The 20,687-nt window shown below is 41.7% G+C and carries 23 protein-coding genes; 2 read left to right on the top strand and 21 right to left on the bottom strand.

Going from position 1 to position 20,687, the window contains the following annotated elements:
- Positions 1-87: 87 nt before the first annotated feature.
- The 14 genes from ispG to trmJ all read right to left on the bottom strand — a co-directional run bounded on the left by ispG (position 88) and on the right by trmJ (position 12,515).
- Positions 88-1,227, bottom strand: a complete 1,140-nt coding sequence (gene ispG / locus QQK00_RS19510) for a flavodoxin-dependent (E)-4-hydroxy-3-methylbut-2-enyl-diphosphate synthase (RefSeq protein WP_284219373.1) — start codon at positions 1,225-1,227, stop codon at positions 88-90.
- Positions 1,227-2,384, bottom strand: coding sequence for a RodZ domain-containing protein (locus QQK00_RS19505; protein ID WP_284219372.1), 1,158 nt, complete (start codon positions 2,382-2,384; stop codon positions 1,227-1,229). The genes ispG and QQK00_RS19505 overlap by 1 nt, the downstream gene beginning before the upstream one ends.
- Positions 2,377-3,579: a type IV pilus biogenesis/stability protein PilW gene (pilW, locus tag QQK00_RS19500; RefSeq protein ID WP_284219371.1), complete on the bottom strand. Its 1,203-nt coding sequence runs from the start codon at positions 3,577-3,579 to the stop codon at positions 2,377-2,379. The genes QQK00_RS19505 and pilW overlap by 8 nt, the downstream gene beginning before the upstream one ends.
- Before the next feature lie 34 nt (positions 3,580-3,613).
- Positions 3,614-4,783 (bottom strand): dual-specificity RNA methyltransferase RlmN, encoded by a 1,170-nt coding sequence (gene rlmN / locus QQK00_RS19495; RefSeq protein ID WP_284219370.1) that lies wholly within the window; start codon positions 4,781-4,783, stop codon positions 3,614-3,616.
- A gap of 121 nt (positions 4,784-4,904) precedes the next feature.
- Positions 4,905-5,336 carry a nucleoside-diphosphate kinase gene (ndk, locus tag QQK00_RS19490; protein WP_284219369.1) on the bottom strand — a complete coding sequence of 144 codons (432 nt, stop codon included), beginning with the start codon at positions 5,334-5,336 and terminating at the stop codon, positions 4,905-4,907.
- A gap of 91 nt (positions 5,337-5,427) precedes the next feature.
- Positions 5,428-5,766, bottom strand: a complete 339-nt coding sequence (gene fdx / locus QQK00_RS19485) for an ISC system 2Fe-2S type ferredoxin (RefSeq protein WP_284219368.1) — start codon at positions 5,764-5,766, stop codon at positions 5,428-5,430.
- Between the two features lie 14 nt (positions 5,767-5,780).
- Positions 5,781-7,640: a Fe-S protein assembly chaperone HscA gene (gene hscA, locus QQK00_RS19480; RefSeq protein ID WP_284219367.1), complete on the bottom strand. Its 1,860-nt coding sequence runs from the start codon at positions 7,638-7,640 to the stop codon at positions 5,781-5,783.
- A 12-nt stretch (positions 7,641-7,652) separates the two neighbouring features.
- Entirely contained in the window at positions 7,653-8,165 is a 513-nt protein-coding gene (gene hscB / locus QQK00_RS19475; RefSeq protein ID WP_284219366.1) for a Fe-S protein assembly co-chaperone HscB, read from the bottom strand.
- Between the two features lie 90 nt (positions 8,166-8,255).
- Entirely contained in the window at positions 8,256-8,579 is a 324-nt protein-coding gene (iscA, locus tag QQK00_RS19470; protein ID WP_284219511.1) for an iron-sulfur cluster assembly protein IscA, read from the bottom strand.
- A 61-nt stretch (positions 8,580-8,640) separates the two neighbouring features.
- Entirely contained in the window at positions 8,641-9,021 is a 381-nt protein-coding gene (iscU, locus tag QQK00_RS19465; RefSeq protein WP_284219365.1) for a Fe-S cluster assembly scaffold IscU, read from the bottom strand.
- An 86-nt stretch (positions 9,022-9,107) separates the two neighbouring features.
- Positions 9,108-10,322: an IscS subfamily cysteine desulfurase gene (locus QQK00_RS19460; RefSeq protein WP_284219510.1), complete on the bottom strand. Its 1,215-nt coding sequence runs from the start codon at positions 10,320-10,322 to the stop codon at positions 9,108-9,110.
- Between the two features lie 21 nt (positions 10,323-10,343).
- Complete coding sequence (gene iscR, locus QQK00_RS19455) at positions 10,344-10,823, bottom strand: Fe-S cluster assembly transcriptional regulator IscR (RefSeq protein WP_284219364.1); 480 nt, start codon at positions 10,821-10,823, stop codon at positions 10,344-10,346.
- Positions 10,824-10,958: 135 nt separating this feature from the next.
- Complete coding sequence (cysE, locus tag QQK00_RS19450) at positions 10,959-11,771, bottom strand: serine O-acetyltransferase (protein ID WP_284219363.1); 813 nt, start codon at positions 11,769-11,771, stop codon at positions 10,959-10,961.
- Between the two features lie 3 nt (positions 11,772-11,774).
- Positions 11,775-12,515 carry a tRNA (cytosine(32)/uridine(32)-2'-O)-methyltransferase TrmJ gene (gene trmJ, locus QQK00_RS19445; RefSeq protein WP_284219362.1) on the bottom strand — a complete coding sequence of 247 codons (741 nt, stop codon included), beginning with the start codon at positions 12,513-12,515 and terminating at the stop codon, positions 11,775-11,777.
- Between the two features lie 147 nt (positions 12,516-12,662).
- Between trmJ and suhB the strand changes: the two genes are divergently transcribed.
- The gene (suhB, locus tag QQK00_RS19440; protein WP_284219509.1) at positions 12,663-13,460 is read left to right on the top strand and encodes an inositol-1-monophosphatase; all 798 of its coding nucleotides are present in this window, start codon (positions 12,663-12,665) and stop codon (positions 13,458-13,460) included.
- A 121-nt stretch (positions 13,461-13,581) separates the two neighbouring features.
- Here suhB and QQK00_RS19435 read toward each other — a convergent pair whose 3' ends face one another.
- The 3 genes from QQK00_RS19435 to QQK00_RS19425 all read right to left on the bottom strand — a co-directional run bounded on the left by QQK00_RS19435 (position 13,582) and on the right by QQK00_RS19425 (position 15,383).
- Complete coding sequence (locus tag QQK00_RS19435; RefSeq protein WP_284219361.1) at positions 13,582-14,094, bottom strand: YceI family protein; 513 nt, start codon at positions 14,092-14,094, stop codon at positions 13,582-13,584.
- Positions 14,095-14,174: 80 nt separating this feature from the next.
- Positions 14,175-14,741: a cytochrome b gene (locus tag QQK00_RS19430; protein ID WP_284219360.1), complete on the bottom strand. Its 567-nt coding sequence runs from the start codon at positions 14,739-14,741 to the stop codon at positions 14,175-14,177.
- Between the two features lie 6 nt (positions 14,742-14,747).
- On the bottom strand, positions 14,748-15,383 hold the full coding sequence (locus tag QQK00_RS19425) for a YceI family protein (protein WP_284219359.1): 636 nt from the start codon (positions 15,381-15,383) through the stop codon (positions 14,748-14,750).
- 201 nt (positions 15,384-15,584) lie between these two features.
- Between QQK00_RS19425 and QQK00_RS19420 the strand changes: the two genes are divergently transcribed.
- Positions 15,585-16,274 carry a tellurite resistance TerB family protein gene (locus QQK00_RS19420; RefSeq protein ID WP_284219358.1) on the top strand — a complete coding sequence of 230 codons (690 nt, stop codon included), beginning with the start codon at positions 15,585-15,587 and terminating at the stop codon, positions 16,272-16,274.
- A gap of 55 nt (positions 16,275-16,329) precedes the next feature.
- On the opposite strand, the gene QQK00_RS19415 is transcribed toward QQK00_RS19420, so the two are convergent.
- The 4 genes from QQK00_RS19415 to yajC form a co-directional block, all read right to left on the bottom strand.
- Positions 16,330-17,196, bottom strand: a complete 867-nt coding sequence (locus QQK00_RS19415) for a hypothetical protein (protein ID WP_284219357.1) — start codon at positions 17,194-17,196, stop codon at positions 16,330-16,332.
- A 294-nt stretch (positions 17,197-17,490) separates the two neighbouring features.
- Positions 17,491-18,435 carry a protein translocase subunit SecF gene (secF, locus tag QQK00_RS19410; RefSeq protein WP_284219356.1) on the bottom strand — a complete coding sequence of 315 codons (945 nt, stop codon included), beginning with the start codon at positions 18,433-18,435 and terminating at the stop codon, positions 17,491-17,493.
- A gap of 12 nt (positions 18,436-18,447) precedes the next feature.
- Positions 18,448-20,292: a protein translocase subunit SecD gene (gene secD / locus QQK00_RS19405; protein WP_284219355.1), complete on the bottom strand. Its 1,845-nt coding sequence runs from the start codon at positions 20,290-20,292 to the stop codon at positions 18,448-18,450.
- A gap of 53 nt (positions 20,293-20,345) precedes the next feature.
- Complete coding sequence (gene yajC / locus QQK00_RS19400) at positions 20,346-20,684, bottom strand: preprotein translocase subunit YajC (protein WP_284219354.1); 339 nt, start codon at positions 20,682-20,684, stop codon at positions 20,346-20,348.
- Positions 20,685-20,687: the final 3 nt, after the last annotated feature.

The raw sequence follows: 20,687 nt of genomic DNA, 5'->3' as shown, positions 1-20,687 counted from the left end.
GTTAATTTAAAGAAAGCGCGACATTATAAGGATTTTGTCACGCTGGGTAAATCTAGGAAGGGAAGAAAAACAAGTAATAAAGGAAATTTATGCTGACTCATCTAGATGTTTGACATCAATTCGCTTATTTTCTTCTAGCATCGATGCCTTAATCAATGCTTTTGTCCGAATTTTATGCTCAAGCTTATCGACTAAATCGGTATTAGCGATACGCTCTCGCTGACGCTCACCGTCTTCATAAAAACCGCTCATGTTTCTCGCGCCTGTCAAGCCTAAGTCTGATACTTCAGCTTCACCTGGGCCGTTGACAACACAACCAATAATTGACACATCCAACGGCGTTAACACATCTTCCAAGCGCTGCTCTAAAGCATTGACGGTAGCAATAACATCAAACTCTTGCCGAGAACAACTTGGGCATGCAATAAAATTGATGCCTCTAGAACGAATACGCAACGACTTAAGAATATCAAAGCCGACTTTAATTTCTTCAACTGGGTCAGCGGCAAGCGAAATTCGGATAGTATCTCCAATACCTTCGGCTAACAGCATACCTAGGCCAACAGAACTTTTTACTGAGCCAGACCTTAATCCGCCTGCTTCGGTTATCCCAAGATGTAGGGGTTGTTCTATCTGCTTGGCAAGTAATCGATACGCACCCACGGCTAAAAATACGTCTGAGGCCTTTACCGACACCTTAAATTGATCAAAATTTAGCTTATCTAAAATGTCCACATGACGCATTGCCGATTCAACCAATGCTTCAGGGGTTGGCTCGCCATATTTTTCTTGTAAATCTTTTTCTAAAGACCCACCGTTCACACCAATACGTATGGGGATATTTTTATCTTTCGCACAATCTACGACTGATTTGACCCGTTCAATATTACCGATATTGCCTGGATTGATACGTAAACAGTCTACGCCATATTCTGCTACTTTAAGCGCAATACGATAGTCAAAGTGAATGTCGGCTACTAACGGAATTTCAACTTGCTGGCGAATACGCTTGAAGGCTTCGGCGGCGTCCATTGTAGGCACCGACACTCTTACAATATCGCCACCTGCAGCCTTGATTTTATTAATTTGAGCAACGGTTGCTTCGACATCAGTTGTTAGAGTATTTGTCATCGATTGTACAGATATTGGCGCGCCATCGCCTACCGGAACATCGCCTACATATATACACTTAGATTTGCGGCGTTTGATAGGACTCTCAGCAAACATTATTGGCTCACTAATGGTAGTTCTAATTTAACCGGACTGCCACGTGAAAATACACTCAAATCAACCAGCTGCCGGCCATATTCAATTTCTACACGCTCTCGCGGACAAAGGTTAACTTTTATTGGGGGAATACCACTGACTTCCGACACATGCCCTTTGCGCTTTGTACCGTATATCAATGTTTCACCTGTCGCGTCTTTGACACTTAGCCAACAATCCTGCTTGTAGGTAAATATCATATCTACTGTGCCATCTGTATTAATAGCAGAAGATGAATTCCGAATCGGTTCTACTTGCGTTAGTTGCTCAGCTTCTTCTTGGGCATTATCAGTTGCATCATCTAATGTGTCACTAACCGCCTCATTTAAATCCGTTACTTCATCAGCAACGGCGCTAGACAATGCATTAACATCAGCACCAGTATCTTCAATGATCTTGTCTGTGGACGTAACTAACGTATCTGAAACATCGTCATTTAAAGTATCGGCAATCGTATCGCTAGAGTTTATTCCACTTCCCTCGTCGGATAGGTCATTTACAATCTCAAGTGAGCTCGACGCTGAATTATCTATATCAGAATTACTCGCTTGGTCTGATTGCAATTGCTGTGCATTTTCTTCCGTTATTTGAGGCCCCGAATCTAGTTTTTCCTCTTCAACTGGTTCATCCGGAGATTGTTCAAAGGTATCTCTTACTTGCTGCGCAGCGTCGCTCGCTAAATCTGACAACGAACTATCCTGTTGGTCATACCACCAATAACCTAACGATGCGATAACTAAAATAACAACGATATATGTCACCATATTCCAACGGTTATCGTTAGCCTCACGTTCAACTCGGCGCGAAAAACTTTGCAGCTTAGCTGGCTTTTTGTCACCTGCATGGATTTTTTCAAAAGCAACCAGCAACGGGGCAACGTCCAAGTTTACTAATTTAGCGTAAAGTCTGACATAACCTTTGGTAAAGGTAATAGATACGCCTTGCTCGATGCCATCGGTCTCTATCGTTTCAATACTATTGAGACGTAAATGTAGGCGTTCCGCGACTTGTTGCTGGCTAAGACCCAAGGTCTCACGCGCAATTTTTAACTGCTGTCCTGGACTTTGGCCGTTCTGAGGCTCTACTTCCTGTGCCGGTGTTTTTTCTTGGTCATTCATTATTATTAGGTTCCCTCACCCGCAACTTAGTGCCTATTCTTATTGATGATGCATCAGATAAATTGTTCCATTCCAACAATTTATCCATTTTCACATTATACTTTAGAGAAATACGATACAAATTTTCTTTCGGCTGCACAATATGAAATACATCATTTTCTACTGATTTTTCAATATTTTCATGCGTTTGCTCGTTGTCCGCCAAAATATCTAAGCCAGTTGTTTGATTTTCATCCGCAATAGCGTTCTCATCAACTATATCGGCGTCATTAACATCCGAAAACTCAGTATCTACTTTTTCACTAGCGGTTTGTTCTATTTTTTCAACGTTTCCCTGAAGAATACTATTTTCAGGTTCGAGTTGCTCTGACGCAATTTGCGTAGGTTTTACATTCGCTAATTTTCGAGTCACTTTTGCAGCTGGCGCAAACTTACTCATTTCGTCGTTATATTTAGTAGTGTTCTCGTGTTTTGGAAACATACTGTTAAGCAAATCTCCATAGCCAATTGCAGCTTTTGTATCACCCACGCCCTGGGCAATTCTATATTGCATAAATAAAGATTCAGCATTGACCTGCGCATTTCTTTCATAACGCCAAAGCGTTTTTTTTGCTTCTTCCCAACGCCCCGACTCAACATAGGTTTGTGCTAAGAGAAACAAACTTCTTGGGCGGGTCGGTTGATGGTTTAAGGCACTATTAAAGTACTCAATCGCCTCTTCCTTTTGACCATGACTCAATGTGCAAATAGCTAAGTTTTCGTATGTTTCAGCTGTAGCAACATAATTACGTGAATTAATGGCCTGAAGATAATACGTTTTCGCTTTTTCATATTCGCCTTGTTGACACAAAAACACCGCGTAACTATTTACAACATCCGGATCGTTGTGCGAATAAGCAAGCGCATTCTCATAGTACTCTTCAGCAATCGCATTTTCGCCAACCTGCTGATAGTAAAAAGCCATTGCGTAATGCGCTTCACCCGAGCGCGGCGCAAATTCTATTGCTTTATCAAGATTAAATTTAGCCTGCGTATAATTAGCATTCTTAAGATACGTTAAACCTAAACTAACTCTTGTTTTTGCCGCTTCATCTTTGTCAATAGCCCCAGTACCTACAAATGCAGGGTCGACCGGCTCTGATACACAACCACCAAGCACGACAAAAAAACACAATATTGCAATTTTTTTCAACACCTTAAGGCTTCTCCGATTATGTGTTTCTGGAATTTTACTCTGAGACTCTAACCGAGATAGGCTTTCCTTGCATTTGTTTTTTTAGCAAACGCTTAGTTCGGTCTACCACGTCTCCAACCAACTGACCACAAGCTGCATCAATGTCATCACCGCGTGTTTTTCTGACAACCACTGTAAATCCATAGTTCATTAAGACTTTTGCAAACCTATCTATTCTTGAATTGCTCGAACAAGTATAGGGAGAACCGGGATATGGGTTAAAAGGAATCAAGTTTATCTTACTAGGCGTTTCCTTTAACACTTTCGCCAATTGATGCGCTTGCTCAGTGCTGTCATTTATGCCATTAAGCATAACGTATTCAACCGTTACTTTTCCTTGATTCGCTTTAGACTTACTTAAATAGCGCCTTACACCCGCTAAAAATTCTTCAATTGGATATTTTTTATTTACCGGCACTATTTCATCTCGCAATACATTGTCTGGTGCATGCAAAGAAATCGCTAAGGCAACATCAATTTGATCACCCAGCATGTCCAGAGCGGGCACCACACCTGACGTTGACAATGTTACTCTTCGCTTTGACAAACCAAAACCAAAATCGTCCATCATAATATCCATTGCAGGGACAACATTCTTGAGGTTAAGCAATGGTTCACCCATGCCCATCATGACGACATTAGTAATTGGTCGTTGAGAAGTATCTTTTGATAAGCCAATGAAAGTAGCCACCCGCCAAACCTGACCGATAATTTCTGCAACAGATAAATTACGATTAAACCCTTGTTGCGCCGTTGAACAAAAAGTACATTCAAGCGCACAACCAACTTGAGAAGACACACACAATGTGGCTCTTTCCGCTTCAGGTATCCATACTGTTTCTACTTCTTGACCACCATCTAACATGATCGCAAACTTTATTGTTCCGTCTGTAGCTTGCTGATACTCTGAGATTTCGGGCGCCCTAATTTCGCAATGTTCAATTAGTTTGGCGCGCAAAACCTTGTTGAGGTTTGTCATCTTTGTAAAATCTGATTCACCGACCTGATAAATCCATTTCATCAACTGATCCGCTCGAAACGGTTTTTCATTGATAGAGGCAAAGTACTCTCTCAATCCTTCGCGATTGAAATTAAGTAAATTTACTTTCTTAGCGCCGCGACTAGTGAGTGATATGGAATTATCTTTATCAGATGCTTGTGTCATTATCGAATGCCTATTTACTGCATGAATGCGGTACAGCGAAATTACAATGTGCTTGATTATAGTTAACTGTATAGCAAAAAAAGGGAGCCTTAGCTCCCTTTATCATTAATTTATGTTTGTTTTATCTTGTACGTGGGCAAATTTCTTCGTCAGAGAAGAAGTATGCAATTTCACGTGCAGCAGATTCTGGAGCATCAGAACCATGTACCGCATTCTCATCGATAGACGCCGCATAATCAGAGCGTAAAGTGCCTGCATCAGCATCTGCAGGGTTAGTTGCCCCCATGATTTGACGATTTTTTACAACAGCATTTTCACCTTCAAGCACTTGAACCATTACTGGACCAGATGTCATAAAGTCAACTAAAGCACCAAAGAACGGACGTTCTTTATGTTCAGCGTAAAAACCTTCCGCTTTTTCGCGAGAAAGATGAACCATTTTTGAAGCCACGATACGTAGACCTGCAGATTCAAAGCGATTGTAAATGGCACCGATCGCATTTTTTGCTACAGCATCCGGTTTAATAATAGAAAAAGTGCGTTCTAAAGCCATGATGAAATCCTATTGTATGTATAATATGTTGCATGAATAAATTGACTGCGCGCGATTATATGCAACTTCAAGCAAAAATCCCAATGAATTTTTAATGTTGTTCAGACGCGTGATTGATTGTGTACTTTGGTATTTCTACCACAAGGTCTTCGTCTGAAATAACAGCCTGGCAACCGAGACGAGATTCTGGCTCAAGTCCCCATGCTTTATCTAGCAGGTCTTCTTCCAAATCGTCAGCTTCACCTGTCGAGTCAAAACCTTCTCTCAAAATTACGTGGCACGTGGTACACGCACAAACTTTCTCGCAGGCATGCTCTATACCGATACCATTTTTTAAGGCGACATCTAATACTGTTTCACCTTCATTTCCTTCCAACACAGCACCATCGGGGCATAACTCTTCATGTGGTAAAAATATTACTTGCGGCATTTTATCCCCTTAACTTATAAATCTGTGACTGATTGGCCAGACAAAGCTTCTCGAATAGACATATCCATTCTTCGGCTTGCAAATGTTTGGCTCACGTTATCAACGGTTTCAATTTGTTGCTTAATAGCATCGGCGTCATCAGATTGAATTAATGTCGCTAATTGAAGCAACGCGACGTCAATCGCTTCACGTTCGTCTTTACTTAGCAATTTATCCCCATCTGCTGAAAGAGCACCATCCATAGCTTCAAGCACTCTTTGTCCCTCAACCTGTTGTTCTTTTAACATACGGGCTTGCATATCATCTTTTGCATGAGTCATAGACGCAGTCAGCATTTCAAGTACTTCGGACTCTTCTAAGCCATAAGACGGCTTCACCTGAATATGCGCTTGAGTTCCGGAAGATTTTTCCATCGCTGTCACGCTCAACAAACCATCCGCATCAACTTGAAACGTCACGCGTATATGAGCAGCACCTGCGGCCATCGGCGGCATATCGGTGAGGTTAAATTTAGCTAAAGAGCGGCAGTTGTCTACAAGCTCACGTTCCCCTTGCAACACATGAATCATCATGGCCGTTTGACCATCTTTAAAGGTTGTAAATTCTTGTGCTCTGGCTACCGGTATCGTCGTATTGCGAGGAATAATTTTCTCAACCAATCCCCCCATCGTCTCAATACCAAGAGATAAAGGCAAGACATCCAGCAATAACATATCATTGTCAGGCTTATTCCCTACCAAAATGTCTGCCTGTATCCCTGCACCTATAGCCACTACTTTGTCTGGGTTAATACTCGTCAGTGGTTGCGTGTCAAAGAAGTTTCCGACTAATTCACGTACTAAAGGTACGCGCGTCGAACCACCAACCATCACCACTTGTTGTATTTTATCGACCTTAAGTTTTGCATCCGCTAAAGCCTGCTTACAAATCTTGATACTGTTATCAATGAGCGGCTTAATAATCGATTCAAATTCTAGCTTGGTGATAGTAATAGAGTGAAGGTGAGATTCAATATCTACCGTGAATGTCGCTGAGTCCGTCGTTGATAATGCTTCTTTAACCTGCTTAGCAGCATTCATAAACTGTCGATGATATTTGGTTGATTGTTCCTCTACACCTAATTTACCAGTAACATACTCCGCTATTGCTAAATCAAAATCATCGCCGCCAAGTGCGGTATCCCCACCCGTTGACAATACTTCAAAAACGCCTTTATTCAGGTGTAAAATGGACACATCGAAGGTTCCACCACCTAAATCGTAAACGGCAATACTGCCCTCTTCATCATTATCAAGACCATAAGCAATCGCGGCAGCAGTGGGCTCATTCAGTAAACGAAGCACATTTAGGCCGGCAAGTTGCGCAGCGTCTTTCGTGCTTTGGCGTTGCGCGTCGTCAAAATAGGCAGGTACCGTTATTACAGCACCGGTGATATCATCGCCCATTGATGCTTCAGCTCGTACTTTAAGTGCTGTTAGAATATCTGCCGAAATTTGAATTGGGTTTTTGTTCCCTTGTACAGTTTGAAAAATTGGATTGCCGGAGTTTTCAGCAAATTGGTAAGGCAATTTTTTCCACGTAGATACGACATCTTCAACATTTCTTCCCATAAATCGCTTTACTGAAACAATAGTGTTGACGGGATCGCTAGCAGAAGCGTTTTTTGCTTCTTCTCCGACATTTGTCAAATCTTTTTGGTATTGAACGACAGACGGTAATAGGTGTTTTCCATCGTGATCAGGCAATGTTTCAGCTGCACCGCTCTTGACCACTGAAACCAGTGAGTTAGTCGTACCCAAGTCGATACCCACCCCAATTTTGCGCTGATGAGGTTCAGCACTAAGGCCTGGCTCGGCAATTTGCAATAATGCCATTTAAACGTCCTATTATAAGATTTGTTCTTTTCGTGCGAGAGATTCTTCACCGAGCTTCGCTAAAAACTTTAATTTTGTCAGCGCATCTGCGGCAGCTCGGTGACCTGCTTCATTATGACTATCTAAACCATTACGTACTTTATCTAGTAAATCATTCGTAAGCGTTGTAACTTCATCCTCCAAGGCATTAAAAGATACTTCATCAGTCGCCTCGCTTAACTGTTCTCTTAGCATCATTTGTTGCATTAAAAAACTGTTGTCACTATGCGTCGCTTGCTCATCAACGCGTTTAAAACCTCGAATATCAAGTATGTGTTCGCCACGTTTAACCGAAGCACTTAAAACAAAATATGCATCGTTAATTTGCGTATTCTTTTGCATATACATACGTTTTTCTTGATCGCTAGCATTAACAAAACGATCCGGATGCGTAAGTTTTTGCAGGGTTTGATACCGAGCTTTAAGCTCTATCAAATCAATAGAAAATTTTTCTGGAATATTAAATAGTGAAAAATAATTGGTCATTGTCAGCAGTAAACTTAAGAAATGATAAAAAGGGGTGGATATGCTGAATTTGGTAGAGAATAAAACTCGCAATACATCTAAACACCCAACCTAAACGTTAAAGCTCTCTCCGCAACCACATTCGCCAGATACATTAGGGTTATTAAACTGAAAACCTTCATTCAAGCCTTCTTTGGCGAAATCTAACTCTGTACCATCTAGGTACGCCAGACTCTTACCATCAATAATGACCTTTACACCATTGTCTTCAAAGATTTCATCACCTTCATCTAGCTCATCAACAAATTCCAATACATAAGCTAAACCCGAACACCCAGTGGTTTTGACGCCTAGTCTAAGTCCTAAGCCTTTGCCTCTGTTTTGTAAAAAGGTTTTGGCTCTGTTAGCCGCAGCCTCTGTCACTGTGATAGCCAAAATACTGCTCCCATTAAATCTTAACGGTGCTTGCATACTCAAGCACCTACACAACAAATAATTAAGCTTGTTTACTCTTATAGTCGCTAACCGCGGCTTTAATCGCATCTTCAGCAAGTATCGAACAATGAATTTTTACTGGTGGTAACGCTAATTCTTGCGCAATATCAGTATTGGTAATCTCAGTAGCTTCATCTATTGACTTCCCTTTGACCCATTCCGTTACCAATGAGCTAGACGCAATAGCAGAACCACAACCGTAAGTTTTAAATTTAGCATCTTCGATAATGCCATTGTCTCCAATTTTCAACTGAAGTCGCATAACATCACCACACGCAGGTGCACCGACCATACCCGTTGCGACTGTAGGATCATTTTTGTCAAAAGCGCCGACATTACGTGGGTTTTCGTAGTGGTCTATTACTTTTTCACTATAAGCCATTTTATATCACCTCAAAAAATTATCTGCTTAACGCACTGCATAGTTACACAATGCCTTATTAAATTAATGCTTAACTCAAGTCACATTTAGTGGTGAGCCCACTCGACACTCTCTAAATCCACCCCATCTTTGAACATATCCCAAAGCGGTGACATTTCACGAAGCTTTACAATTGCGTCTTGGACAACGTTAATCACATGGTCTACTTCGGCTTCGGTAGTAAAACGACCAATACTGAAACGAATTGAACTGTGCGCAAGTTCATCATTCATACCTAAGGCACGTAATACGTATGAAGGCTCTAAACTTGCCGAAGTACATGCTGAACCTGAAGAAACAGCCATATCTTTTAATGCCATAATTAAACTTTCACCTTCAACATAGTTAAAACTGACGTTTAAACTACCAACAACACGTTTTTCAGCATCGCCATTCAAGTAAACTTCTTCCATGCCTTTGATGCCATTCCAAAGCTTATCTCTGAGCATTTTAATACGTTCGTTTTCGCTCGCCATATCTTCTTTGGCTATACGGAAGGCTTCGCCCATTCCAACAATTTGGTGGGTTGCTAATGTACCTGAACGCATACCTCGTTCATGCCCGCCACCATGCATTTGTGCTTCAATACGAATTCTTGGTTTTCTGCGAACATAAAGTGCGCCGATTCCTTTTGGCCCGTATGTTTTATGACCGGAGAAAGACATTAAATCGACTTTTAACGTTTGTAAGTCGATTGGCACTTTGCCTGTGCTTTGCGCAGCATCTACATGAAAAATAATTTTGCGCTCTCGGCACATTTCACCAATAGTAGCAATATCTTGAATGACACCAATTTCGTTGTTAACGTGCATAATACTGATTAAAATGGTGTCTTCACGTATTTCAGCTTTCAATTTTTCCAAGTCAACTAAACCATTTCTTTCAGGCGCCATATAAGTCACCTCAAATCCTTCACGTTCTAGTTGACGTGTAGCGTCAAGTACCGCTTTATGCTCAGTTTTAAGGGTAATGATGTGTTTGCCACGCTTTTGATAAAAATGCGCTGCACCCTTTATTGCTAGATTGTTTGATTCAGTTGCACCAGACGTAAAGACGATCTCTCTAGAATCTGCGTTCACTAAGTCTGCCACTTGATTGCGTGCAATATCGACCGCCTCTTCAGCAATCCAACCAAATTTATGAGAACGAGATGCAGGATTACCGAAATTTCCTTCTAAGGATAAGCACTCTTTCATTTTTTCTACCACACGCGGATCAACCGGTGTCGTTGACGCATAGTCAAGGTAAATAGGTAGTTGTATATTGCTCATCAGTAACTCCGCTTAAAGTTGCATGCTAATTTCAATGTCGTTAACCATTTTTTTTGCAGATTTATTTTGTCTGTCGGCGACGGTTAATACTTCGCCTTTGCTCATGAGTTCACCCAAGGTGATTTCATTTAAGAAATTGGTGATTCTGTCACTCAAATCTTGCCACAAACTGTGCGTAAGGCATCGCTCGCCACCTTGGCAATCTGAATTGCCGTTACATCTTGTCGCATCAACACTTTCGTCAACCGCAGATATCACTTCTCCAACGGCGATGTCAGATGCTTCGCGTCCAAGTTGGTATCCACCACCGGGACCCCGAACGCTAGATACAAGTTCATGCTTTCGCAATCTAGAGAACAACTGCTCTAAGTATGAAAGTGATATTGCCTGTCGTTCAGAAATATCAGCTAAAGGCACAGGACCACGCTTTGAATGCAGAGCCACATCTAACATTGCGGTCACCGCATAGCGTCCTTTTGATGTTAGTTTCATATATCACTTCATCTAGTTTGTTTCGTGATGTGAAGTCTAATTACTTGAGTAAATTTGTCAAGTATTTACCTGACTAATTTACTAGGTTATTTTTTATAGCTTATTCTTTCCACATTGCACCTGAAAAATTCACAATTAAATGTGAGGGTCAAAGGCCTCTACTTGCGCCTTTTTCAATACGGGAGAAATACCTGTCTTTTCAAAGTCTTCAGCACTTATATGTGGCAAGCTATCCGTACAAACATCGCCACCAAGTGATTGAATAACACCACACATTTCTTCAACTTTTTTGTCCATTAAGTGGACATGTTCAAGTAACAACCCCATTGCATTTGCGACAGGATCCGGATTATCTTCAGCGACTGCATAGGCATCAAAACCATATTTTTTGGCTATTTCTATACGCTTAGACCCGTTTTGTGAGCCCTGTTTTTTCTGCATTTGAATAATACGTCCGGGAATTCCAACACAAGTAGCATCATCAGGGACGTCTTTAACCACAACAGAGTTAGAACCGACTCTCGCATTTTCACCTATAGTGATAGGTCCTAAGATTTTTGCGCCAGCACCTACTACTGCGTTATTTTTTAAGGTCGGGTGACGCTTCCCTTTATTCCAAGTGGTCCCGCCAAGCGTAACGCCATGATACAAAGTAACGTCATCGCCTAGCACCGCTGTTTCACCAATGACAACACCCATTCCATGATCAATAAATACCCGCCGCCCTAACGATGCGCCGGGATGGATTTCGATGCCCGTCAAAAATCTCGCAAAGGTAGACAATATTCGAGCCAACCAGCCCAACTTTTTAAGCCACAATTTATGACTGATTCGGTGAATCCATACAGCATGTAAACCGGGATAGTTTAGGATAACTTCAATGCTACTTTTGGCCGCCGGATCTCGATGGAAAACACTTTTAATATCATCTCTAAAATCGCTAAACATGGTTTACTCTTCTTTTGTCGTTTTATCTGCCATCTTATCGATAGACGCCAACATTCCGCGTAAGATATTAATTTCACGCGCGTCAGGCCTTGCGCGATTATATAAGCGTCTCAGCCTAGTCATGATAATGCCGGGGTGGTTTTCGCGGATAAAACCGGTTTTGGATAAAGCACTTTGCAGGTGTTCATAGAAACGTTCAATATCGTCGGTAAAAGGATATTCCGGAGCCTCTCTTTCTGTGTACTGAGCTGCTTTCATATCTAAATAATTCATACGTATTTCATAGCAAAGTGTTTGCACCGCAGCGGCTAAATTAAGTGAACTATACTCAGGGTTAGCGTCAATACATACGTGGAAGTTACACAGCTGTAATTCCTCGTTGGTTAAGCCACTAGCTTCCCTTCCAAAGACCAAAGCAACAGGATGTTGTTTACCTTCTTGAACAAGTTTGTCGCCACATTCTCTGGCCGTTAACATTGGCCATGAGAGTGTTCTCGATCTAGCTGACGTTCCGACTACAAGGCCGCAACCACTTATCGCTTCTTGCATGGTATTCACGGTAATTGCACTTGCTAATACATCGCCGGCCCCTGCGGCTAGCGCACTACTTTTACCATCAGGCGCAGATACCGGATCGACAAGATACAATGACGACAAACCCATTGTTTTCATGGCTCTAGCGGCGGAGCCAATATTACCTGTATGGGATGTGTTCACTAATACAATGCGTATATCATCTAGCATGAATGCGGCCTACCGAGTTAAAAATCGGCGCGTAATATACCACGACAAGATATGTCAAAACAGAGTTTTTCTTTTACTAAGGCAATCATTCTGGTAAACTCCGCGCGTTTTTTAAACGTTCGTTCTTTCAACAATTCGGTGGTATCTATGCATCCTATGCTGAACATTGCTGTGCGCGCCGCGCGCTCGGCTGGCAATATTATTTCCAGAGGATTTGAAAATCTAGACGATTTGCAAATTCAACAAAAAGGCACTCATGACTATGTGACAAAAATTGACCATGAAGCCGAAGCCGCTATTATTAACAAAATTCAGCAATCCTATCCAAACCATTCGTTCATTGGTGAGGAAAGTGGCAATATCAGCAATGACCCTGATTTTACTTGGGTAATCGACCCCTTAGATGGCACCACCAATTTCATTCGAGGTATCCCTCACTTTGCCGTAAGTATTGCCTTGTTAAACAAAGGGAAACTTGATCAAGCCGTCGTATTTGACCCGATTCGAGGAGAGTTATTCACGGCATCAAAAGGAGCAGGTGCACAATTAAACGGATATAGAATCAGAGCATCCAAACCGAAAGACTTATCCAGTACTATTCTCGCCACTGCATTCCCCTTTAAAAACAAAGAAGAATTTGCAGGTATTTCATCTAAGTTTTCCGAAATATTCATGCAATGTGGCGACGTTCGCAGAATGGGTTCAGCGGCACTAGATTTAGCCTATGTCGCTGCAGGTCGTTACGACGGTTATTTTGAAAAGGGCTTAAAGGCCTGGGATATGGCTGCTGGCGAATTACTAGTTAGAGAGGCAGGCGGGTTGAGTACCGACTACGCAGGAAATAACGACCCATTTTACGCAGAAATAAAAGCACCAGGTTCAGCCAATGGCATTGTGTCTGGTGGCCCAAGAGTTGTTCAGCAATTGGTGAAAGTGCTGAAGTAACTAGTATTTTGACACTCGCGCTCTCTCCGAGCGCGAGCAATTGTAGGTTTAATGTTCTACGGCTATATCTAAACGTTTTTATCTCACTAGGCTAATGACAATACTAACCTCAAACATCATACTAAGGTTTATCAATTAGTAAGGACATTTTGATATCTTTACTCACCCATTCTGCAGAAACATCTGATTCCCGGCCAATATCAAAGGCAAGTCGGTCAACAATAAAGTTGGCCTCAAGAACATCTCCTTTGTCTTCCAACACAAACGCAATTTTCTGTCTTTTTCCTCTAAGCTCAAGAGTACCTCTTACTTGGTACCCTGCACCATTTTGCACAATAGTATCGCTGACGAATGTGCTTTTGGGATACTTTTCGACGTAAAACCAGTCCTCTTCGGGTAAGGTCTCATCATAAGTAGCGTCACCCGTTTTTGCGCTCGCCACATTAAAACTAGCGGTAATTAATGCGTGTTTCTCAGGTGGTAAGATAATCGATGCATGCCACTCCAAAAACTCACCAGTAAATACCATACCTGCATGCTCACCAGAAAATTGTAACTTCCCATTGTTATTGTTTGCTTGTATTTCAGACGCAATAACCACGTTTTGTATGAGGCAAAGCAAACATAGCAGCACTGTGAATCTTAAATTAAAAACAGTTTTGGCGACGCTTTTACGCCTGCAGAACTTTTTGTTGCTGTTAGCAAATTTTAACATTATTTTCTGAACCACATTCTTTTTAACAAATTGATATTATGCTTTTTATGATGGTAAATAAGCGCAGCCACGTGCCCAGTGATAAGCACAATCATTAAATACGCAAGTATCCAATGCGCTGTATTGCTGAGTGTCTCAACAAACTTGTTTTTACTGACCCAAGGGATATGAGGCCATTTTATCCAATCGACAAAAACAAAGGTCGGTAAACCAAATGGACTAGATGACACCATAAACCAACCACTGATGGGCAAAAGTATTAATCCCGCGTAGAGCATTAAGTGCCCTATTTTCGCAACACGTTTGTTGGTAAGAGACAAATCTGCGGGTAAACTCGGTGGCGGCTGTATTAAGCGAATAGCAATACGAAAACATATCATCCACAACATTGTCATGCCACCGGCTTTGTGTAATTGGTACATTTTGTATTGGTCTGACTTGGGCATATCCCCATTGGCCATATATAAACCCGATATAAGCATCACAATTACCGCAAGTGCCATGAACCAGTGCAAAACGATAGCGCTAGTGTGATATCTATTTTTAACCGGCATTATTTCATTCATGGAGCGTTAGTCATCTGGGCCTTTTGAAAACTCGCCTTCTATCATAACTTCAACATCGTCGCCAATGTGCGGCAAGTATTTGTCCAACCCCCAATCAGAACGTTTGATAACAGTGCTGGCCGAAAACCCCATAGTTGGTTTTCGACTGAAAGGTTGTGAGGGCATAGCGCCATTAATTGTGACATCAAGCTCTACTGCTTTTGATACACCTAAAAAGACCAAATTTCCTGACATTTTTGCGGTGTCGTCCGTCAACATGTTGATGCTAGTGGATTGAAATTCAATGCGTGGAAACGCCTTCGCGTTAAACCATCCTTTGTCGGTCGCCAAAATATTGTCAAAGTCTTTTTCTTCTGCATTTGGGTAGGCCGTTTGCACCGACATTGGGTTGATTGATGCTGTCACTTTAGACTTCTCAATATTATTTGGATTAAATTCAATTATTGCATCAAAATCAGTAAATCGTGCCACATAGTTCGACAAGCCGAAATGTGACACCTTCCAAACGATACTTGCATGGGTCAAATCTAGCGTGTATTTGCCAGCAGGCATTTCATTGTATGGGCCTTTGGCAAAAACCCATGATACACAACTTGTCAAAACAAGTACCATGGACACAATCAGAAATTTACTTCGCTTCATTTTTATCCCTATAAAAGGCCTAGTGTTAATAAATACTGCTTACATCAACAAACTTTTTGCTGACATAGCATGTAACAATTTGTAGCTATCAAGACAGACTCTGAATGACTATTGTGTCTTTTGGATGACTGTCAAATACGTATTCTTAAGTTCTTTACGAATTTAAAATCAAAATGGGTGCAATTGAATTACAGGTGAATTATGGATTTACACAAATTAGTAGGCGGACTATCAAAATCAGGCGCACTGAGTGGCTTTCTTGGAGGTGTCGCGGGCGGCGGACTAACCAGTATGGTAGCAGGTAAAAAAACAAAGAAAATGGGAAAGTCGGCACTTAAGGTAGGCGCTTTAGCCGCCGTCGGCGGTATCGCATGGAAAGCATATCAACAGTATTCAAGTAAACAAGGTAGTGTGCAGGCAGCCAATTTACACCAAACACGACCACAATCGAATCCACAAAACAACCGTGTTCAATTTGATTTCACGCCAGCGCAGCTGCCAGAGCGAGCCTTTAATGAGGTTATTGAAGACACAAATACCTCTGGTCAAATACTTGTAATGCGAGCAATGATAGCAGCGGCCTATGCTGACGGACACATTGATGACAATGAACGTGCCCGCATTTTTGCGCAAGTTGAAATGTTAGATCTAAGTGTTGAAGAAAAAGCCATGTTGTTTGACGAACTGCGTAAACCACTTTCATTAAGTGAGTTAGTCGCACAAGTGCCAAATTCTCAAACAGGCATAGAAGTTTACGCCGCGAGCGCAAGTGCGATTGATATGCATGCCGTTGAATCACAACGCTACTTGAATCAATTATCACAGCAACTTTGCATTCCAAGCGAATTGACAAGCGACATCCATATGCAATTAGCAAACGCGAATATGTGAGAATTAACAAAATGCGCGCTAATTTGCAGCGCGCACTTAAGTGACCTTGATATCGCTATTTCTTTAATCCACTTTTTCTATGTAAAGTGAAAAACGCTACAAAGCTGACAATAAAAAATGCAATAGTCGACGGCGCACTGACATTCACTTGTGAAACTGGAATAGGCTCTCCAAAAATAAAGTCATCAAACGCGAAACCGTCACCCCTTGCCCCCGCAAAACGGCCATTTTCAGTAAGAAAACGAGAATCGCCAATCACACTAACTTTCGCTATTTCAGGTGCATCAAAAATGGCGCCAAAGAACGATAGGCCATCGCCTGTATCGGTGCCGATGGGATCTAAATTACCGATTAACTCATTCGCTAGATTGAAAAACTGAAGTTGTACTGGCGACGCTATTTGTAAACCCGAAAACACAGCACCAAAGCCTGTAACTGTTGCCTGTGTCGTTTGGTCTGATGGGTCAAAAAACAATATATCGAAACTTGAACCGCCTACTGACGCAAATAGTCGTTCGTCACTAAAGACGGGAAATGCGCTATCAAAACCAAACGCTGTAGGCTGACCCGATGCAGCGGTAGAAGATACCATAAAGCCGGTAGTACTGCCTGTCGCTTGAAATTCAATTCCCCGCGCGCGGCCTGGTATGTCCGCGTTGAAAAAATCGCCTGGCAATAAATTAGGATCAGAAAAGGCATCCGGTATACCATCCCAATTAATTTGTCTACGGCCATTAGGGTCCGCATTTATTGGAAGATTTCCATTATTTGCACCTAATGCACCGCGAAAGTCATCAACTGTTTGTTGAATATCAGCTGCAGTATCGCCAGTTGCTTCAAACGCAGTCAACAGAGCCGCTTGTGAAGCACTTGTCCACAAACATACAGCCATCATCGCAATATACTTTTTAGAGAGTTTCATTAATGTATTCCTTTTATTAATCTTTGTTTAAATATGCACAAATCACTTTTACAAAACGTCTGCAGCATTCTTTGATTTTCAGCGACCGATGCTTACATTTAAACCTTACGCGTCGAAATTGAAAAAGTTGCAAGCAAACCAAATTAGTCTGTTTAGGGTGTGATTAATGAGGGCTGTTTTTTTGAAGTGCACGTTGGACAACGATACACAGTGGCTATGATACAAACATTCGAACTTGCTAAAAAAAACGGGATCTTAACGATCCCGTGTTTGTTGCTAAATAACTCTATGAGTCTAGAGTGGTTCTAAATCTTCACCTTCTTTTTCGACTTCGGTTGGCATCAAGTCTTCTTTGCTGATACCTAATGCCAATGCTACTGCGCTTGCAATATATACAGATGAATAAGTACCAATGAATACGCCCATAAGTAATGCAGTCGCGAAACCATGAATCAATGCACCACCTTTAAAGAACAAGGCTAACAATACTAGAATTGTTGTTAAGGACGTGACAATCGTTCGGTTTAAAGTTTGCGTAAGTGAAATATTGATGATTTCTTCAGGCGTACCCTTTCGTACTTTACGAAAGTTCTCACGAATACGGTCAGATACAACAATCGTGTCATTTAGGGAGTACCCAATTACCGCTAAAAGTGCCGCAAGTACTGTTAAGTCAAATTCCAATTGCAATACAGAAAACAAACCAAGTGTAATTAAAACATCGTGAGCTAAGGCAGCAACTGAACCAAGCGCAAAACGCCATTCAAACCGCATAGCAACATATATTAGAATACAAATAAGTGCCACTAACATCGCTAAGCCGCCTTGCTCAGTGAGCTCCTCACCGACATTGGGCCCAACAAACTCTATCCGCTGCTTCTCGGCGTCAGCGCTCTTAGCTTGGAGTGCTTCAACAACCATATCGCCAATCTTTTCTTGTGCTAAGTCCTCACGAGGGGCGACTCGAATCAACACTTCTTGGCTACTACCGAAATTTTGTACTACTGCATTTTCGAAACCCGCTTCGCTTAGTTCTAAGCGAACCTTTTCTAAGTCAGCACCTTGGGGGTAATTCATTTGAATTACCGTGCCTCCAGTAAAATCCAAGCCCCAATTCAGCTGGTTTACCGCTAAAGAGGTAATTGATCCAAGAATCAAAAAAGTAGAGAGAAACAAAGCTGGTATACGCAACTTCATAAAACTCACGGTATCTTTTAACTTTAATATTTGAAATGCCATAATCTTAGTCTCCTATATCGCCAGTTTTTCAACTCGGCGACCACCCCAAACGGCATTCACCAATACTCTAGTCACCAATATCGCAGTAAACATTGACGTAATAATCCCAATCATCAAGGTAATTGAGAAACCTTTTATTGGACCAGTACCAATTGCAAACAAAATTAAACCGGCAATAAAAGTGGTAATATTAGCGTCTAAAATCGTAGAAAAGGCATTATCGTAACCATGATGAATTGCTTGCTGCGGACTCCGCCCTTCACGCAACTCTTCACGTATTCTCTCAAAGATTAGTACATTTGCATCGACTGCCATACCGACTGTCAGGACAATACCAGCCATACCCGGTAAAGACAGCGCAGCGCCAGGCATCATAGACATTATTCCAACAATCATAATTACGTTAATCATCAACGCAATATTGGCAACAACGCCAAACGCGCGGTAGTAAATCAACATAAAAATCAATACTGCGATTAGGCCGTATAGTATCGCCGTTTGACCTAACTCTATATTTTCTTTACCTAGACTAGGACCTACGGTACGTTCTTCAACAATTTGAATAGGCGCAATTAACGCACCCGCTCTTAGCAGCAAAGATAAATCACGCGCTTCTGTCACACTGTCAATTCCAGTAATTCTAAAGGAACTACCTAACTGTGCTTGAATAGTGGCAACATTAATAATCTCTTCTTTTTTCTCAAAAATCGTATTGCCTTCAGTATCTTCTTTATCCGTCGCTTCATATTCAATGAAAACGGTAGCCATGGGTTTTCCAACATTGTCTTTTGTGCCTTTAGACATCAGGCTGCCGCCCTTCCCATCCAAATCAATGTTTACCTGAGGAAATCCGTTCTCGTCCATACTGCTGTTAGCGTCAACAATGTGACTTCCTTCAAGCATAATATCTTTTTTCAGCAATTGCGGACGACCATCACGGGTATATAATAGTTTAGAACGAGGAGGCACCCTACCTCGAACAGCACTTGCTAAATCGCCGTCTAAATCGACAAGTCTAAATTCTAGGGTCGCTGTTGCGTTTAGGATTTCTTTTGCCTTTGCGGTGTCCTGTATACCAGGAAGCTGAACCACAATGCGTTCTTGTCCTTGTTTCTGAACAAGCGGTTCGGCAACACCTAATTGGTTAACGCGATTTCGAATAATGGTGATATTCTGCTTTACCGCATAATCGCGAAGTTCACTTAAGCGTTGCGGTGTGTAACTGGCACGTAAGGTTAAGTCGTCTTTTTCAGTAAACGCCATTTCACCATAATTGTTTCGAAGATAAAACTGGGCACTTTCGAGCACATCTGCAGCACGAAAGGTAATTTCTAAATCATCGCCCACCACTCGAATACCACGGTATCTAAGCTTTTCTTCACGCAGTCTATTTTCTAAGTCTGATTTAGCGCCATCGAGCGATTTTTCGATGGCTGTTTTCATGTCAACTTCCATCAAGAAGTGCACGCCACCGCGCAAATCCAGACCCAACTTCATTGGCGTTGCGCCTAGATTGGCCAGCCACTCTGGAGTATCTGGAGCTAAGTTCATCGCAACAAAGTAGTCATCGCCATATACATCATCCAATGATCGCCTAGCAATTAGTTGTGTATCTGAATCGTTTACACGAACAAGAATGCGTTCATCTTTAAACTCAATTCTCCTAAATGAAATATTTGCAGACTCGAGATGCGAAGTAATATCTGCCACCATTTCTGCAGAAACGGTAGTATCGCGGCTTGACGAAATTTGTATGGCAAAGTCTTCACCATACAAATTAGGCAAAGCATATAATCCACATAATAAAATCATGCCGATTACTGTGAAGTATTTCCAAAGGGGCGTTTTATTTAACACAATACTTTCCTATATACGTAAGAATGCAAATAACTGCAGCTCACGTTTCACATTTAAATCGATTTCATTGTGCCTTTTGGCAATACAGCACTGATCGCTGATTTCTGAACCATAATGTTGTTATTTTCATTCAACATAATTTCAAGAAAATCTTTGTCGTCAGCCACTTTCGTTATTTTGCCAACCAAGCCTCCCTGAGTAAGCACCTCGTCACCTTTGCTCAGCGCAGACACCATGCCTTTATGCTCTTTCACACGTTTGGCTTGTGGTCTATAAAGTAAGAAGTAAAAAATCAAACCGAAAACGGCCAACATGATTAATGGTTCAAAGCCAAAGCCAGACGAAGCCGCGCCAGCCTCTTGTGCATGTGCAGAAGAAATGAAAAAACTCATACG

Origin of the sequence: Agaribacter marinus (genome assembly GCF_030160655.1) — a bacterium.
Taxonomy (GTDB): Bacteria; Pseudomonadota; Gammaproteobacteria; order Enterobacterales; family Alteromonadaceae; genus Glaciecola; species Glaciecola marina.
The sequence above is the reverse complement of the archived record's forward strand: the minus strand, read 5'-3'. Positions and strand labels throughout refer to the sequence as shown.